This window comes from Aeromonas aquatica, from assembly GCF_000764655.1.
Classification (GTDB): Bacteria; Pseudomonadota; Gammaproteobacteria; order Enterobacterales; family Aeromonadaceae; genus Aeromonas; species Aeromonas aquatica.
Window position 1 is genome coordinate 1 of sequence record NZ_JRGL01000017.1, and the last position, 17,635, is coordinate 17,635.

11 protein-coding genes are annotated in these 17,635 nt (G+C 62.2%); 2 read left to right on the forward strand and 9 right to left on the reverse strand.

The genetic code is table 11. The annotated features are described in order from the left end of the window. On the forward strand, positions 1-2,755 hold a 2,755-nt coding region (locus LG30_RS0104780; RefSeq protein WP_033129578.1), incomplete at its 5' end, for an insulinase family protein. Between the two features lie 282 nt (positions 2,756-3,037). On the opposite strand, the gene LG30_RS0104785 is transcribed toward LG30_RS0104780, so the two are convergent. Beyond that, positions 3,038-3,685, reverse strand: coding sequence for a thiopurine S-methyltransferase (locus tag LG30_RS0104785; protein ID WP_033129579.1), 648 nt, complete (start codon positions 3,683-3,685; stop codon positions 3,038-3,040). A 205-nt stretch (positions 3,686-3,890) separates the two neighbouring features. Beyond that, positions 3,891-5,255, reverse strand: coding sequence for a leucine-rich repeat-containing protein kinase family protein (locus LG30_RS0104790; protein ID WP_033129580.1), 1,365 nt, complete (start codon positions 5,253-5,255; stop codon positions 3,891-3,893). Positions 5,256-5,799: 544 nt separating this feature from the next. Between LG30_RS0104790 and LG30_RS0104795 the strand changes: the two genes are divergently transcribed. Continuing rightward, positions 5,800-8,055 carry a M9 family metallopeptidase gene (locus LG30_RS0104795; RefSeq protein ID WP_033129581.1) on the forward strand — a complete coding sequence of 752 codons (2,256 nt, stop codon included), beginning with the start codon at positions 5,800-5,802 and terminating at the stop codon, positions 8,053-8,055. Between the two features lie 30 nt (positions 8,056-8,085). Here the strand turns inward: LG30_RS0104795 and LG30_RS0104800 are convergent, their stop codons facing one another. From LG30_RS0104800 to LG30_RS0104830, 7 genes are all read right to left on the reverse strand, one after another. Further along, positions 8,086-8,904, reverse strand: coding sequence for an AraC family transcriptional regulator (locus LG30_RS0104800; protein WP_081965999.1), 819 nt, complete (start codon positions 8,902-8,904; stop codon positions 8,086-8,088). 171 nt (positions 8,905-9,075) lie between these two features. Continuing rightward, positions 9,076-9,348: a hypothetical protein gene (locus LG30_RS0104805; RefSeq protein WP_033129582.1), complete on the reverse strand. Its 273-nt coding sequence runs from the start codon at positions 9,346-9,348 to the stop codon at positions 9,076-9,078. A gap of 393 nt (positions 9,349-9,741) precedes the next feature. Then, positions 9,742-11,331 carry a glutamine-hydrolyzing GMP synthase gene (gene guaA / locus LG30_RS0104810; protein WP_033129583.1) on the reverse strand — a complete coding sequence of 530 codons (1,590 nt, stop codon included), beginning with the start codon at positions 11,329-11,331 and terminating at the stop codon, positions 9,742-9,744. Positions 11,332-11,399: 68 nt separating this feature from the next. Continuing rightward, positions 11,400-12,863: an IMP dehydrogenase gene (gene guaB, locus LG30_RS0104815; RefSeq protein WP_033129584.1), complete on the reverse strand. Its 1,464-nt coding sequence runs from the start codon at positions 12,861-12,863 to the stop codon at positions 11,400-11,402. 112 nt (positions 12,864-12,975) lie between these two features. Beyond that, entirely contained in the window at positions 12,976-13,107 is a 132-nt protein-coding gene (locus tag LG30_RS22865) for a hypothetical protein (RefSeq protein ID WP_274518491.1), read from the reverse strand. A gap of 20 nt (positions 13,108-13,127) precedes the next feature. Next, a complete protein-coding gene (locus LG30_RS0104820; protein ID WP_152599037.1) occupies positions 13,128-13,763 on the reverse strand; it encodes a YitT family protein in 636 nt (211 codons plus the stop codon). Positions 13,764-14,360: 597 nt separating this feature from the next. Beyond that, positions 14,361-17,570, reverse strand: a complete 3,210-nt coding sequence (locus LG30_RS0104830; RefSeq protein WP_238566382.1) for an alpha-amylase family glycosyl hydrolase — start codon at positions 17,568-17,570, stop codon at positions 14,361-14,363. Between the last annotated feature and the right edge of the window lie 65 nt (positions 17,571-17,635).

Genomic DNA, 17,635 nt, shown 5'->3' on the forward strand with positions numbered 1-17,635 from the left:
TCGGCGGTATCACTATTTGGAGCTGGCAAACCGGCTCAGGGTCCTGTTGATCTGCGATCCGGATACCGACAAATCCGCCGCCTCTCTGGCCGTCAACACCGGCCATTTCGATGACCCTGTCGATCGCCAGGGCATGGCCCATTTCCTTGAGCATATGCTGTTCCTCGGTACCCGCACCTACCCCAAACCCGGCGAGTACCAGCAGTTCATGAGTCGCCACGGCGGCAGCAACAATGCCTGGACCGGCACCGAGTTCACCAACTTCTTCTTCGATATCGACAACGGCTTCTTCGAGGCCGGGCTCGACCGCTTCTCCCAGTTTTTCATCTGCCCCACCTTCGCGCCGGAGTGGGTCGACAAGGAGCGCAACGCGGTCGACTCCGAGTATCGCCTCAAGCTGCAGGACGATGTGCGGCGCAGCTATCAGGTCCATAAAGAGACGGTCAACCCGGCCCATCCCTTCTCCAAGTTCTCGGTCGGCAACCTGGATACCCTGGCCGATCTGCCCGGCCGGGATCTGCGCTCCGATCTCATAGCATTCTACGAACAACACTACAGTGCGGATCGCATGGCGCTGGTGATGATCTCGCCCGAATCCATCGAGACCCAGCTCGGCTGGTGTGATCGCTTCTTCGGCCCCATCCCGGATCGCAATCTGGGGGAGCCCAGCCTCTTTGCTCCGCTCTACCGGCTCGACGATCTCGGCATCTGCATTCAGATAAGGCCGGTCAAGGAGAGCCGCAAGCTGGCGCTGACCTTCCCCCTGCCGAGCGTGGATGCGTTTTACCAGCAGAAACCGCTCACCTTCCTGAGCCACCTCATCGGCTACGAGGGGGACGGCAGCCTGCTCTCCCTGCTCAAGGCCCGTGGCTGGGTCAATCAGCTCGCCGCCGGTGGTGGCGTCAGCGGCGCCAACTTCAAGGATTTTGGCGTGAGCTTCGGCCTCACCCCCCTCGGACTTGAACATGTCGACGAGATAGTGGCCGAGCTGTTTGGCTACCTGAAACTCATCGAGCGCGACGGCCTGCAGGCCTGGCGTTATGACGAGAAACGCAGCGTGCTGGAATCGGCATTTCGCTTCCAGGAGCGAGGCCGGGCGCTGGACACCGCCTCCGGCCTGGTGCTGAACCTGTTCAGCTATGCCCCACAAGATCTGCTGTATGGCGACTACATGATGCGGGAATATGACGAGGCGCTGATCCGCCGCTTCCTCGCCAAGCTCACCCCCCACAACCTGCGCATGACCATTCAGGCCCCGGAGGTGAGCACGGATCGCCTCGCCCGCTGGTATCAGACCCCCTACAGCGTCACCCCCATCGCGGAAGCGGACAAGATCCGCTGGCAACAGAGCGAGCCGGACCCGGCCCTGCATCTGCCCAGCCCCAACCCCTTCATCAGCAAGCGGCTGGACGCCCGGGCGCCGTCCCTGCCCGCCGACATGCCGGCCTGCCTCATCGACAGGCCAGGTTTTAGGCTCTGGCACCTGCACGAACACCTGTTCGGGGTGCCCAAGGGCAACCTCTACATCTCCATCGACAGCGAACACGCGGTCAAGAGCCCGCGCCACATCGCCATGGCCCGCCTCGCGGTGGAGCTGCTCACGGATCACCTCAATGCCCTCACCTACCCGGCTGAGCTCGCCGGTCTCGGCTACCAGATCTATGCCCACCAGGGTGGCTTCACCATCAACATGAACGGTTTTGCCGACAAGCAGCCGCTGCTGCTGGACATGATCCTCGGCAACCGTACCCTGGGGTATCCGGATCCGGCCCGCTTTAGCGAAATCAAGGAGCAGCTCATTCGCAACTGGGAGAACCAGTCAAAGACAAGGCCCATCTCCCAGCTGTTCAACCAGCTCACCAGTCTGCTGCAACCCAACAACCCGCCGTTCGCGCAACTGCTGCGCCACCTGCGCACCATTCGCCTGGACGAGATGCCCGACTTCGTCGCCCAGCTGTTTGCCAAGGTACACGTGGAGACCCTGATCCACGGGGACTGGGACGCGGCCGAGGCACTGGATCTGGCGGCGCTGCTGGAGCGCCATCTCAACGGCGACAAGGGCAACAGCCAGCCCAGCGGCGAGACCCGCCGCCCCCTCATCTCCATTCAGGACAGAGGCACCCTCATTCGCGAGCAGGGCTGCGAGCACGAAGACTCGGCGCTGCTGGTCTACTACCAGTCCCGCACCGTGCGGCCACGGGATCTCGCCTGCTTCACCCTGGCCAACCACATCATGTCGTCCACCTTCTTCCACGAACTGCGCACCCGCCAGCAACTCGGCTACGTGGTCGGGGCCGGCAACCTGCCCCTCAACCGCCACCCCGGCCTCATCTTCTATATACAGTCGCCGGTGGCGGGGCCCCAGATCCTGCTGGATGCGGTGGAGGAGTTCATCGACCTCTTCCCCATCGCCATGCTGGAGTTCACCGAGCAGCAGTGGCAAGACAGCAAGGCCGGCCTGCAGGCCCAGCTCAGCGAGCGGGATGCCAACCTGCGCAGCCGGGGTCAGCGGCTCTGGGTCAGCATCGGCAACAAGGATCTCGGCTTCGATCAGCGGGAACGGGTGTGCGAGGAGGTCGGCAACCTGAGCCGCGCCGATCTGGTGCGCTTTATCACCCAGTTAAGATCGAGAACATCGGACAGGCTGATCCTCTGCAGCTATGGCCTTGGCCACGAGCACGACGAGCGGATCACCGGCCAGTTTATCGACGATCCCAAGGCGTTCCGGCTCAATGCCAGCACCTTCGACGCCTGAATCCCCTTGAGGCAGCAGATAATGGACAATAAAAAGCCGACCCTCGGGTCGGCTGGAAAAACCATAATCAATTGCGACCAAAGCCGCCAAAAGTGAACATGAGCGTGAAAATCAGACACTGAGCTGATGACGGACCAGAGGATGCTAACCAGAGCACACCGGCCGGGACCAACAGTGATTGAGAAACAGGATCATCTTAGACAGAGCCCTGCACCACCACGTTGATCTATGTCAAAAGAGGTAAAGAGAGTCTCAGGCTCATGATGCTTTCAAGGCTGCGACTCAGGCGCGGCGAGTCAGACGGTAGGCCACTTCATCGAAGTAGGAAAGCTGGCCGGATTGCACCCTGGGGTGATCCAGCTCGGCCAAACGACCCAGCACCTCCACGCTAAAATCGCGCTCGAACAGGCCGCGCACCTCCATCTCCCCCACCGAAAATGGCGGCTGTTGCTGCTGCTCGGGCTGATATTCCAGGGTCACCAGCAAGACTTGCCCATCCGGCTCGATGAGGCGGCTCATCAGCTCCGCATATTGGCGGCGCATGGGGGTTGGCAGCGCGATGAGCGCGGCCCTGTCGTAGGCCAGTCGGTAGCGGCGGTCCAGCTTGGGAGCCGCGAAGAAGTCTCCCTGATAGATGCGCAACGTCTCGTGCTGATGGCACTGGTAAGGTCCGACCTCGGTCACCGTCTCGGTCAACCCGTTCTCGCGAAAGAACTGGCCGATGGCGAGCTCGGAAAGTTCGAAGCCATCGATGGGATGACCCTGCCGATTGAGCCAGAGCATGTCGCCAGACTTGCCGCACAGGGGCACCAGCACGGGTTCATCCCCTTTTCTGGCCGACCACGCGTCTTGCAACCAGCGATTGAAATCCGCCTGATGAAAGCCTATCCGGTTCTCTTTCCACTTCTGATGCCAAAACGCCGCTTCCATCATCGTCCTCCTGTCATGTGCAATGATGCATCAATATCACAACTTCACCGGGGCGGTGCAAGCCTTGTCGACCCTGGCCCGCCCATTTCATTGGGGCATCGCCAGCAGCATTAAATGTGCATTTACTTCACCTTTACAGGTGTGTTTGACTACTTACTCGCCACCTTGCAACGCTTTATCTGCAGGACTCACCACCCGCAGCCGTTTATGCCATGAATGGCGCCATCTCGGCCCTCAACGGCAGCTGGATCTGACCAAGTCGGGCATCGATCTCGGCAAAACTCGGCCGCAGGGCCGTCTCCGGGCGCTGGCATTCGTTAGCCAGTCGGTGAAGCTCCTCGCACGCGGCCGCTGTCGCCGGGCACAGCGCCAGCAATTCTTCGAGCAGGCAGCCAAAGGCGCGCACCTCCAGCCGCTCCAGCCCGGTTGCCAGCAGCGGCATCCCCAGCGGGTAGAAAGAAGCGGCGCCAAAGTCCCCGAGCAGGGCGCGGCCCCGCCCGTCGTGCAAGATGTTATGGCCGTAGAGATCCCCGTGCATGACGCCCGAGCGGTGCAGATGAGCCGCCGCAGAGGCTATCTGGCTGGCCATCTCCAGCGCAGTCGCCAGGGTGAGAGAGAGCCCGACCGGATAAACATCCCGGGTGCAGGAGTCGAGGCTGGGGGGCCCGGCCAGGTTCACAAAGGCCGGGTCAATGAGCGCCATCCCCAGGGCGGGAATGCCGGAGGGGTGATCGCTCACCCGACCCATCACCTCGATGAGCGCCGGATGCCGACCCACCGCCATGGCGGCCGTCATCTCGGCCGCCGGCAGACCGTCGCTGGTCATGGCTCCCTTGAACAGCTTGAGTGCCAATTCCTGCGGCTGCCCCGCTGCTTGCCCCAATTCGGGGTGCCAGTGGGCCCGGTGAATGGCGCCGGATGCCCCCTGCCCCAGCAAGGCGCCCACTTCCAACTCCTGCCAGGGAATGTCATCGACGTCGACCTCGGTGCCGGCCTGCTGCTCCCACGTCTCGGCGAAGGGATTGCCCGAATAGGCGAGCCAGGAGAGCCGTGGCAGGGAGAGCAGCCACTCGGGCAACGCCTCTAGCCGGTTGGCGGCGATGCGCAGCAACTCGAGCTGCTGGCAGTTGGCGAGAGTCTCTGGCAAGGCGGTCAGCTGATTGCCCGCCAGCATCAGCTTCTGTAGGGAGGTGCACTGACCCAATTCGTCCGGCAGGCGCTCGATGACGTTGTCGGTCAGGATCAACCAGCGGAGCCTCGCGGGCAACGCCTTGGGAGATACCATGGCGATCCGGTTGGCCTTAAAGCCCACCATGGTCAGCGCGGGGCAGCGCCCCAGCACCTCGGGCAACTTGGTAAAGCGGTTCTCGGAGCAGAAGAGGATGCGCAGCTTGGTGCACTCGGCCAGCTCGTCCGGCAGCTCGCTCAACTGGTTGCCGGTGAGATCCAGCACCTCCAGCGTCGCTTTGAGGCTCAGGATCTCGGGGGGAAAAGTCGTCAAATTTTCAGAGAGCTTCAGATGGCGGGCGCCGCCAAGTTCGCCCGCGCGCAGCTGTTCCAGGGTATGCATAACCGTTTCTCAATCTTGTCGTGGCCCTGCTAGCGACGCTAAAGCAGACCATATGGCACCGCCGGACATGGGCCCGGCGGTTATAGAGGGGGGCATTATAGAGAATTGGGGGCCGAGATCGCCCCTTTTGTTACAGATGGCCGCCACACACCACCAAACGAGACAGGCCACGGAGACCCTGGCGAGCCACTGACGCAATTGCAGCTCAGATGGCCCAAGGCCCTACTGCAAAGGATCTGTCACGTCCACAAACGGTGATCAACCAGATATTCGGCGATGCAAAGGCGCCGGATACCCCCTGCCCCAGCAGCTCTCCCACTTCCCGCGCTTGCCAGACAATGTCATCGACGGCTGCCCCAGCGCCGGCCTGCTGCTCCCACGCCTCGGCGAAGCGTTTTTGGCAAATTGCGCCGTCAAGGCGCAGGGATATGCCAATACGGGCGGGGGGACCCTCTGCCACATTAGATGTCCCGGACCGGCGCAGGGAGGCGCCAGCGGCGTGACTACACCGGCACGGGCATCTACCCCAACCATGGAGAGTCCTATGCTTGCACTAAAACCCCTGGCGTGTCTGTTATTGGCTGGCTGGGCCAGCGCCCTGGCCGCCACCGAGGCCCCCGTCTCCCGGCCCTCGCCCGCCATGGTACCGGCAGATCTGGCCGGTGCCGAGCACGGCCAGTCCCTCGCTACCCTGCCGGCGCCGCGGCTGCACCGCCTGCTGCCGCCGCCCGCCGCCCCCGAGCTGGCGCAAGATCCCCACGTCCGGCGCGACCGAGAGCCCGACTGGCGCGCCCAGGCCCAGAGCCTGCTGGCCGAGGGGGACGATTGTCGCGATCCGGCCGGCTTCCTCGACAAATCCGGTGCTGCACTGGCCGACTACCTGGAGGGGCTGCCCGAGGTGTCGTGCACCTATGGCCTCTTCTCTCTCACGGCGGACGACGGCGCCCGCATCTATGACACCGCCAACCTGCTGGCGGTGGCCGGACGGTTGCAGGCGCGCGCCGCCGACTATCAGGGCAGCGGCCGTGGCCTCGCCAATCTGGTGCTCTATCTGCGCGCCGGCTATTACAACGCCATCGCCCGCGATCTCTATCCGGAGCCACCGCTCACGGTGCGCGACGCGATCCGGGTCGGCCTCGATCGGCTGCTGGACAACCCGGCCCTGTTCATCCCCAATCCGGACGCGGGCAGCACGATCGGGGAGAGCTTCACCCTGATGACCAATCTCCATGATGAGGCCTATTACCTGCCGCGCCTCAAGCCCCTCATCGCCCGCTTCACCAATCGAGACGGACAGCCGAATGCCGCCGATGCCCTCAAGCACTGGGAGGTGGGGTCGGGTTACACCGGCCTGCTGACCGTCCTGTTCATGTCCCACTACCGCGCTGAGGGGCGCGCCCTGGCCGAGCGAGACGGCAGCTACGCCGAGGCCCTGTTCGCCTTCGTGCAGGGCAACCAGGCCGCCCTGCTCGGCACCAGCTACGCCTACCAGCTCACCGACAGCCTGAACGAGGCCCTGCGCTACATGCAGTATCCGGCCCACTTCGCCGCATCGCGGGCCAGGATCGAGCAGATCCTGGCAAAGAGCAGTCTGGATAGTCCCGGCGCCGATCTCTGGCTCGCGGCCGCCAGTGCCGTGAAATACTATGACAATGCCCGCTGCGCCGAATACGGCACCTGTGACTTCGAGCAGCAGCTGGCCGACGTCGTGCTGCCGATCCGCCACGAGTGCGGGTCGACACTGCGCATCCGAGCCCAGGATATGACAGAGCAGCAACTGACCGAGAGCTGCACAGCCTTGGCCAACGAGGAGCAATACTTCCACCGCATGCTGAAGACCCAGAACCGGCCACTGCCGGGCGACGTCAACGACGCGCTGGAGGTGGTAGTGTTCGACGACTACGCCAACTACAGCCGCTACGCTGGCCTCATCTACGGCATCGCCACCGACAACGGCGGCATGTATCTGGAAGGTGATCCCGACCAACCCGGCAACCAGGCACGTTTCATTGCCCACGAGGCTTCCTGGCTGCGCCCCCTGTTCTCGGTGTGGAATCTGGAGCACGAGTATGTGCACTATCTGGATGGCCGTTTCAACATGGCCGGCGACTTCGCCCGTGCCATCAGCCAGCCCACCGTCTGGTGGATAGAAGGTCTGGCCGAGTATCTGTCCCTTGGCAATGACAACGTCAAGGCGATCGAGGCGGCCCAGGCCGGCACCTATCCCCTGTCGACCATCTTCGGCAACACCTATGACATGAACGACTATGGGACCCGCGCCTACCGCTGGGGCTATATGGCGGTGCGCTACATGTTCGAGCACCACAGGGACAGGGTGGACGATACCGTGACCAGATTCCGCGCCGACGACTATGAGGGCTACTGGTCGACCATGCAGGGTCTGACCCATGACGATGACTTCGCCGCCTGGGTGCAGACGGCCACCACGGCCGGCCAGCCGCCCGAGCCAGACTGCGGCTCTCCCGACGATCAGCTCATCGACGCGACCTGTGCCCGCACCGGTATCGCTTCGGACGACATCCGCTACTTCTACGTCTTCGTGCCCCAAGGGACGACACTGCTGACGGTGCAGACCCGAGGTGGCAGTGGCGATGCCAACCTCTATGTCATGCACCGGGGCTGGCCGAACCGGGACAACTACGATCAGGGCTCGGCCAATGGCGGTAACGACGAGACAGTCACCATCCAGGCCCCCGAGGGCGGCACCTACTACCACATAGCGGTGGACGCCGGTGCACCCTACCGGGATCTGAGCCTCAGTGTGGGGTTGGCTCAATAGGTGGGTACGACGCGCCGCACCGGCGGCGCGTCAATTCCCCAGACGCAGCAACTGCCGGTACTGGCGTGGAGACAGACCTGTCAGGGCTCGAAACTGCCGCGACAGGGCGCTCTGATCGCAAAAACCGCACCGCAATGCGATGTCGGCGATGGCCATATCGCTGCCCTTTAGCCAGTTGATCGCGATGTCGATGCGAGTCTTGGTGATGAACTGGCCGGCGGAGAGCTGGAAGATCCGCCTCATGCGCCGCTCAAACTGGGCGACTGATACCCCGGCCCGTCGTGCCAGTGATTCAATGCGCAAGGGAGCGGGATAATGGGTCAGGATGTGATCGACCGCCTCGACGAAGCGATCGTCGATGAAGCCGGCCCGGCTCGGCTCGTGCAGATCGCGTGACATGCATACCAGGCCTACAATGGCGCCACCGGCATCGCGCAGCGGCTCCTTGTTGGTCAGGCACCAGCCGGGGCTGCGGTCGTTAAACAGGGTCAGATCGAGATTGTCCACTACGGGCTCACCGGTACCAAACAGACGCTCGTCCTGGGCCTGGTAGCGCGCAGCCATGTGGGGCGGGAAGATCTCGTGGGCCATCTTGCCGATGGCGTCATGCCGGCTCGCCAGGCCACAGCGCTCAGTACAGGCCTCGCTGATGCTCACATAGCGGCCGGCCCTGTCCTTGATGGAGAAGACAATGTCCGGGGCCCGATCGAACAGGGCCTCGAGGCACCGCGCGTCGGGCAGCGCCCGAAAGAACTGCTGCCGCCAGGTATCCAGATCGGCGTGCAGATGCCCCGGGCTGGGGGGCTGGGGGGGCAGCCGCACCGCGAGGGCGCAGGGAGTCTCTCTCATCGTCCATCTCCTTGTTTGTGTATCCGTACGAAACTCAACAGCCAGTGTAGCAGCCTCCCGTATTCGATTTAAAAAAGAAAAGACGCCCTCGGGCGTCCTTCTTATTGGTGAGGTTTGGAGGCTAGCCGGTCGGCGGCTTTACCCCCTTCCCCGGCTTTCCTCGCAACCGGATCAGATTGGGGTGATGGAGGTGATATGGGCTGAACCGTCCAGCGACTGGAAGATCTGCACCACGGCTTCTCCGTGGATCGGGTTGGGCAGCGGCACCGTGCTCTTGCATTTGAAACGGTAATTGGTGCCGGCTACCACCTGAGTCGAGACTTCGAAGGGTTGGTACTGCACCCCCACAAATCCTTTCAGCGCTGCATCGAATACCGCCTGATCTTTTGCGGTCAACTTGTGGTATGCCGTCCATCCGCCAACAAGCACTGCTTGTTCTGACATAACAAACCCTCCGTGATTACTTACCCTACTCGTATGGCTGTTCGGGATCCGCCCCGTTTATTCAAGTGGTTTCCAGACTCCACCGGAGTGGCATACCGAAGGCCTGACGGTATGACCATGTGCCATGTTGCTCTTGTTAAAACGAGCGCTGGCACTTCCCTTCTCTGCACTGTGCCACGACGTCCGTCTCACAACGGCCAGCCTCAATTGGCATGAATTAGCGTAGTGCTGGATCCATAAAACACCCCCTGTCACATATGACAGGGGCAGATCAGCGATAGAGGGTGCTCAAACCAGAAAGATGTTGCACGCAAACGATTGAAAAAAGAAAAGACGCCTCAAGGGCGTCTTTTTGACAGTTTTGCGTTATCGGCAGGAAGAGGCGTTAGCCGCTTATTCCCACTCGATGGTGGCGGGCGGCTTGCCGGAGACGTCGTACACCACGCGGGAGATGCCGTTGATCTCGTTGATGATGCGGTTCGACACGTGGCCCAGGAAGTCATAGGGCAGGTGGGCCCAGTGAGCGGTCATGAAATCGATGGTCTCGACGGCACGCAGCGCAATGACCCAGTCGTATTTGCGGCCATCGCCCATGACGCCGACGGAGCGCACCGGCAGGAAGACGGCGAACGCCTGGCTGACCTGGTTGTAGAGGTCGGCCTTGCGCAGCTCTTCGATGAAGATGGCATCGGCCTTGCGCAGCAGCTCGCAGTACTCTCTCTTCACTTCGCCGAGCACGCGCACACCCAGACCCGGACCCGGGAAGGGGTGACGGTAGAGCATGTCGTAGGGCAGGCCCAGCTCCAGACCGACGCGGCGCACCTCGTCCTTGAACAGCTCGCGCAGGGGCTCCACCAGACCCATCTTCATCTCGTCCGGCAGGCCGCCGACGTTGTGGTGAGACTTGATGACGTGGGCCTTGCCGGTGGCGCTGGCAGCCGATTCGATGACGTCCGGGTAGATGGTACCCTGAGCCAGCCACTTGGCGTTTTTCAGCTTCTTGGCTTCGTCGTCGAACACTTCCACGAAGGCACGACCTATGGCCTTGCGCTTGGCTTCCGGCTCGTCGATACCCGCCAACGCGGACAAGAAGCGATCTTCGGCGTCGACCTTGATGATATTGAGGCCGAAGTGATCACCGAACATCTCCATCACCTGGGCGCCTTCGTTCAGGCGCAGCAGGCCGTTGTCCACAAACACGCAGGTCAGGCGATCACCGATGGCACGTTGCACCAGCATGGCGACGACGGAGGAGTCCACGCCACCGGAGAGGGCCAGGATCACCTCATCGTCACCCACCTTCTCGCGGATGCGGGCGACGGCGTCATCGATGATGGTGGCCGGGGTCCACAGGCATTCGCAACCGCAGATGTCCTTGACGAAGTGCTCCAGCAGACGGGCACCCTGACGGGTGTGGGTCACTTCCGGGTGGAACTGCACGCCGTAGAATTTCTTCTCTTCACAGGCCATGGCGGCATGCGGGCAGGTAGCAGTCTGGGCGATGGTGGTGAAACCGGCCGGGATCTCGGTGACCTTGTCGCCGTGGCTCATCCAGACGTCCAGCAGGGCCTGGCCGCTCGGTGCGATGGCGTCTTCGATGTTGCGCAAGAGGGCGCTGGTCTGGCCGGACTGACCCAGCACTTCGACCTGGGCATAGCCAAATTCACGTTCGGTGGAGGATTGCACCTTGCCGCCGAGCTGCTCGGCCATGGTCTGCATGCCGTAGCAGATGCCGAATACCGGCACGCCGGCGTTGAACACGTACTCGGGGGCACGGGGGCTGCCGGCCTCGGTCACGGACTCGGGGCCGCCAGAGAGGATGATGCCGTTGGGATTGAAGTCGCGGATCTGCGCTTCGGTCACATCCCAGGCCCAGAGCTCGCAGTAGACACCGATTTCACGGACACGGCGGGCGATAAGCTGGGTGTACTGAGAACCGAAATCCAGGATAAGGATACGGTGAGCGTGAATATTGTTAGTCATTTTATTCCTGCATCAGGCTGGTGTGGGGATAAAAAGGATTAAAGAAACGGGGCCAGTGCCCCGTTTTATCAGCCCATCCGATAGTTGGGGGCTTCTTTGGTGATGGTCACGTCGTGGACGTGGGACTCTTTCATCCCGGCGCCCGAGATACGCACGAACTCGGCCTTGGTGCGCATCTCATCGATGGTGGCACTGCCGGTCAGGCCCATGGAGGAGCGCAGGCCGCCCATCTGCTGGTGAATGATCTCTTTAAGGCGGCCCTTGTACGGCACGCGCCCTTCGATCCCTTCCGGCACCAGTTTGTCGGCGGCGTTGTCGGTCTGGAAGTAGCGATCGCTGGAGCCCTTGGACATGGCGCCCAAGGAGCCCATGCCGCGGTAGGACTTGAAGGAGCGGCCCTGGTAGAGCTCGATTTCACCCGGCGCCTCTTCGGTACCGGCGAACATGGAACCGACCATGACGCAGCTGGCGCCAGCGGCGATGGCCTTGGCCAAGTCGCCGGAGAAGCGGATGCCGCCATCGGCGATCACCGGGATGCCGGTGCCTTCCAGCGCATCAACGGCGTCGGAGATGGCGGTGATCTGGGGTACGCCGACACCGGTCACGATGCGGGTAGTACAGATGGAGCCCGGACCGATACCGACCTTGACGGCATTGACGCCGGCAGCGACCAGCGCCAGGGCGCCAGCGCCGGTAGCCACGTTGCCACCGATGATCTGCAGGTCAGGATAGGCTTCGCGGGTTGCCTTGATGCGATCCAGCACGCCCTGGGAGTGGCCGTGGGAGGAGTCAATCAGCAGCACGTCCACACCGGCTTCCACCAGGGCGGCGACGCGCTCCTCGTTACCGGCACCGGCACCGACGGCGGCACCAACCCGCAGGCGACCACGCTCGTCTTTACAGGCGTTCGGCTTGCGCTCGGCTTTCTGGAAGTCTTTGACGGTGATCATGCCCTTGAGTTTGAAGTCGGCATCGACCACCAGCACCTTCTCGATACGGTGCTTCTGCATCAGGGCAACCACCTCTTCACGAGGCGCCCCTTCACGCACGGTGACCAGACGATCCTTCTGGGTCATGACCTGTTCGACGGTCTGGGAGAGATCGATCACGAAGCGCACATCACGGCCGGTGATGATACCGACCAGAATGTTGCCCTCGGTCACCACGGGGTAACCGGCGAAGCCGTTCTTGAGGCTCAGCTCCTTGATCTGGGCAATGGTCATGTCGGGACGTACGGTGACCGGGTCGGAGACGACGCCGCTCTCGTACTTCTTGACCTTGCGCACTTCGAAGGCCTGTTGCTCGATGGACATGTTCTTGTGAATGAAGCCGATGCCACCTTCCTGGGCCAGTGCGATAGCCAGACGGGCTTCGGTCACTGTGTCCATGGCAGCGGAAATCATCGGAATATTCAGGGAGATAGCAGACGTGAGCTTGGTGCGCAGGTCAGCGGTATTCGGAAGAACAGTGGAGTGTGCTGGAACCAACAATACATCGTCGAAGGTCAGCGCTTCTTTGGCAATCCTGAGCATGGCAATATCTCACCGTTGTGGAAGTGGGGGTGGAAAATATTGCCGACAAATTTTACTCATGCATTGGCCAGTGGTAAAGAAGTATTTTGAATTTTTTATGGTGTAGCCCGGTTTAACGCCGCCAACGGGGCAAAAAACCAATAAATTCAGCTGTAACCATGGCGTTTTCCACGACAAGATGATCTTTTTTGCCGTTGGGGGCTCTTCTGTCTCGAACCGCCCGATCCGGATGCTTTTTCACCATCTGCTCCTCTCCTCCGACCCTCAGCCCCCCTGATAACGGCCGGGCTTGTGCCAGTTCATCAGCATGGCGTTCATGGCAAGTGCACTCAGGGTGGACCAGAGCAGCAGGGGCAGCGGCAGCGTGAGCAGCGAGAGGACAAATACCAGCACGTCGAGCAGCATCTGGCTCTTGCCCGCGTTGATGCCGGCGCGGCGCTGCAACCAGAGCGTCACCACGCCTATGCCCCCGACTGAGGCGTTGTGGCGGGCGAGCGATAGCACCCCCATGCCGAGGAAGGTGCCCCCCACCAAGGCGGCAAACAGCGGGTGTATGTAGCTCACCGTCAGCAGCAGCGGCACCCCCTGGGTCGCGGCCGAGAGCGCTACATTGACCACCAGCGTCTTGAGCATGAAGTCGCGCCCCATGGTGAAGTAGCTGAACACCAGAAAAGGCAGGTTGGCGAGGAAGAACAGCACCCCGATGGGCAGGCTGCTGACATGGGCGAGCAAGAGCGCGATGCCGGCGATACCGCCGGTGATCATGCCGGAGCACTTGAGCAGATTCAGGCCCACGGCGATAAACATGACGCCGAGCACCATGCCGTACACATCGTCCTTGAGGGTATGGGCCAACCCCTTGCTCGCAGCAAGCGGCTGCATGGTCATTTCACCTTCCATATGACTCCTTTTGATAACCAATAACACAACATCGAATGGGGCCTGACGGCCGATAAGGCGCCGCGTGCGACAAAAATGGGAGGCTTGCCCTGTCCATGGGGTTAGCCCGCTACAAACTGCAGCAAAAACAACGCCAATCGAAACAAGAATTCGACAAATTCCATATATTTGGTTTTATGTTCCGTAAAGGATAAAAATTCAAGGTGATAACACCAGGTTGAAAACGGCCGGATCCGGCGAGCCAGCATATTTGCGAGGTCGGCGGCCAAGGGGCCCCATAGCGTCTCTCGCGGGACACGAAAAAATGGCCACCCCCCTTGCCCCATCAGGCTTGGCACCATACATGAGAACCAGAAGACACCCGTACGCGACGGCATTTTCAGGGTCAATGGAGGCTCAGCCATTTAAGAGCGGCGCACCAAATCAGTGCGAACGCCTCATTTAGGTGCAACTGTGTCCCTAGCCCCGGCCTCGATACCCGTTGCAGCCAACACGCGGGCATAAAAAAGTCGGCCCAGGGGCCGACTTCGGGTATTTATCCATTTTCATTTCAGCGAAACGATAACCCGGCTTGCCGAGCCATTCGCATCAGCCCCATCACTTCAGGTATTTGCCATCGACGCCAACCTTGCCGGGACCACCGAGCACCCAGACCCGGGCCGAGTAGGCAGGCACCGCAAAGCTCAGGCTGCCATTGCTGGTGCTGAGCGTGGTGCCGGTCACCGCATCGGTGTAGCTGCCGTTCTTGACGCCGCTGATGGTGATCTGCTGGGCCGAGTTGGCGGCCAGACCGACCGCCGCGTAGCTGCCCTCGGCGCCGAGATCCCGCACGAAGCTCATGCCGCTACCCCATTCGCTCACCTGGCTCATGGGTGCCTTCTGCAGGGCGGGCACCGCCTTGCGGATCTGGTTCAGGCGCTTGATGTGTTGAAAGAGCGGGTGGGACGGGGTCGCCGGGTTGTCCAGCACATCGCCGTAGTAGGCGCGACCTGTCTGATCCACCGTCATGGTGGCGCCGTCGATGTCTTGCGGCTTGCCGGCCTGGAACATCACCTCCTCCCCGTAGTAGAGGGTCGGGATGCCGCGGGCTGTCCAGAGCAGGTTGTAGGTCATGGCCGCATTGCCCTCTTCCCCGCCGTAGCGGTACTTGAAGTCATTGTCCGGCCCCACGTCGTGGTTCTGGAAGAAGGTGATGAGCTTGGTGGCATCCCCATAGACCCAGTCCATGGCGAAGATCCCGCCCACGCCGCCAAAGCTGCCCTTGGTGACGTTGTCACGGAAGGTCGAGAACAGGGAGAAGTCCAGCACCGACAGGCCGGAGTCGCCACCGGCACGGGGGTTGGCCGGGTTGGCCGTGGTGCGGGTGTACCACCAGGGGCGGATCACCGCCGAGGCGTTGTCGTTGTCGATTTCAGAGCCCCAGCCCGTGCCCTTCACCAGGTTCTCGCCGAACACGAACAACCCCGGCTTGTGGGCCTGCCAGTCGTGGACATAGGTCAGCAGCTCGTCCCGCTCGATGTGCTTGAGGGTATCGATGCGGATGGCGTCGACCCCCATGTCGAGGTACTGGTGGATGGCGCCGTTGATGTAGGCCTTGACGTTCGCGTTGCCGGTGGCGAGATCGATACAGTCCCCCGCCATGTGCTTGCGCTGCAACGCGAGCGGATTCTCCCAGTCACCGCCGGACATGAAGCCGTCCAGGTGATACCAGGCCGGATCCAGCGTCTGGGCGTCGATGCCGAAGAAGCGGTTGGGATTGTAGCCGGCGCTCGGTACGCTGCTGCCGGTCTTGGGATCCACCAGGGGCACCAGGCCTTCCGGATCGGACTGACAGCGCGCCTTGTACCAGTCGGGGGCCGCCGGGTTGTCATCGTCGCAGCGGTTCGCGCTGGCGTAATCCCCGAGGTTGCCCTGATAGGGCCCGTTGTTGATCAGCCCCTGTTTGGAGCCGGTCGGCACGTAGTATTTGACGGGCAGACGATCGATCCAGGTCTTGCCGCGCAGGCCGTACTGGCTGGAGTGGTTGATCACCACGTCCTGGATGACCTTGATCCCCTTGGCGTGGGCCGCCTGGATAAACTCACGGTAACCCGCCCCCGGCGACTCCAGCCGGGGATCGACCCGGTAGAAGTCGTAGGCATGGTAGCCGTGGTAATCGAGGCCTGAGCGGTTCTCCACCGGCGGCGTCACCCAGATGGCGGTGAAGCCGAGATCCTTGATGTAGTCCAGCTTCCCGATGAGCCCCTTGAAGTCGCCGCGCCAGTGAGGATCCCCGGCCTTGTAGCGATCCCGGTTATGGTAGTTGTTGCCCGCATCGCCATCATAGAAGCGGGCGGTCAGCAGGAAGTAGATGCTCTCCCCACGAAAATCACCGCCAGCCACTGCCTGATCGCCGATATGGTAGCTGAAACTCTGCTCACGGCGGTTGCCGGCAGCATCAACGCCCAACGTCTTTATCACCAGATCCGCGCCACTGCCCTTGTCGCTGGCGGTGATCCCCTGCCAGCTGTAGAGGGCCGAGCTGGTGCTCGGGGTACTGCCATCCAGGGTGAAGTAGAGCTTGGGGGCGCTGTCTTTATCGTCGCTCACCGCGAGGGTGATGGACTGGGGCTGGGCATAATTGCCGGGGGCCGGGCTCGCGCTGACCGTCGGTGCCTGGGTGTCGGCGCCGGCGAGCGGCGCCACGTCCAGCGCCTTGCGCTGGGCATCGAAGCAGATGCGATAGCCGGTGTTGCCGGTCACCTTGTAGTCCTGGGCCGGGTAAGCTTCGGTCCAGTCCCCCTTGTGATCCACCTTGAAGCGGGGATCGCTGTTGCCAAAGGCCTGCTCGGTACAGAAATTGACTCCGTCCTGGCTGGTCATGGCGGTCAGGCCCCAGTTGTTGGGGGTGCCGCGGAAATACCACTTGTCGCTGGCTTGCGGGGCCGCCACCACCACGCTGGCGCTGCTGCTGGCCTTGGCACCCTGATCGTCAGTCACCGTCAGGCCATAGGTGAAGGTACCCGCCTGGCTGGTATTGACGCTGATGATCTCGGTGGTCTCACCACTGCTCCAGAGGTAGCTGGCAATCTGACCATCGGGATCCGTGGAGTCGCTGCCGCTCAAGGTGAGCGTCTCTCCCAGGGTCACCTTCACGGTGCCGCCCGGGGTGATGACCGCCAGCGGTGGCTGGTTGTCATCTCCGAGGGGGGTGATGCTGTAGGCCAGGGTCTGGTCGTTGATCTGAAAGCGTACCGTGCCGGTGCCGCTCCAGAGGATGTCGCCGCCGCTGCGCTCGAGCACCCCATCGGCATTGCTGTCACCGTAATTGGTGGCCCAGTCACCGGCCTGATCGAACTTGAGGCGCTGGCTGGCCTTGCCATCCATGTAGGCCTCGGCCTGCCACAGGTGATCCGCTACCAGGGTCATGGGGAGGCTGGCCCAACCGTTGAAGGTGCCGCGCACCTGCATCTGTGGCCAGCTCTTGGCAAAACCGGACGCCGTGCAGCTGTCGACCGCCGTGGCGGTGATGGCCTGGGTGCCGGCATTGATGCGGACCTGATAGTGGGTATTGGCATTGACCAGCTTGTCGGCAGTCGGGTAGCTCTGCTGCCAGTTGCCGTATCTGTCTATCTTGAAGCGCGGGCCGCCACTGGCATCCCCGCTCTGGAAGAACTGGCAGGTGTCGAAATTGACGCCGTCGGTCGAGACCATGGCGGTCGCCGCCCATCCATTCGCGGTACCGCGGAAGAACCACTCAGCCGCCGCCGCGCCGGGCGATGCCATGAGTGCCCCCAACAATCCGGCCGCGATTATCCATCTAGCCATTGATAGTCCTTTATTTTCATTGTTTTGTGTGTGACGCCGGTGTGCCCCGGCATTCCCCCATCCGC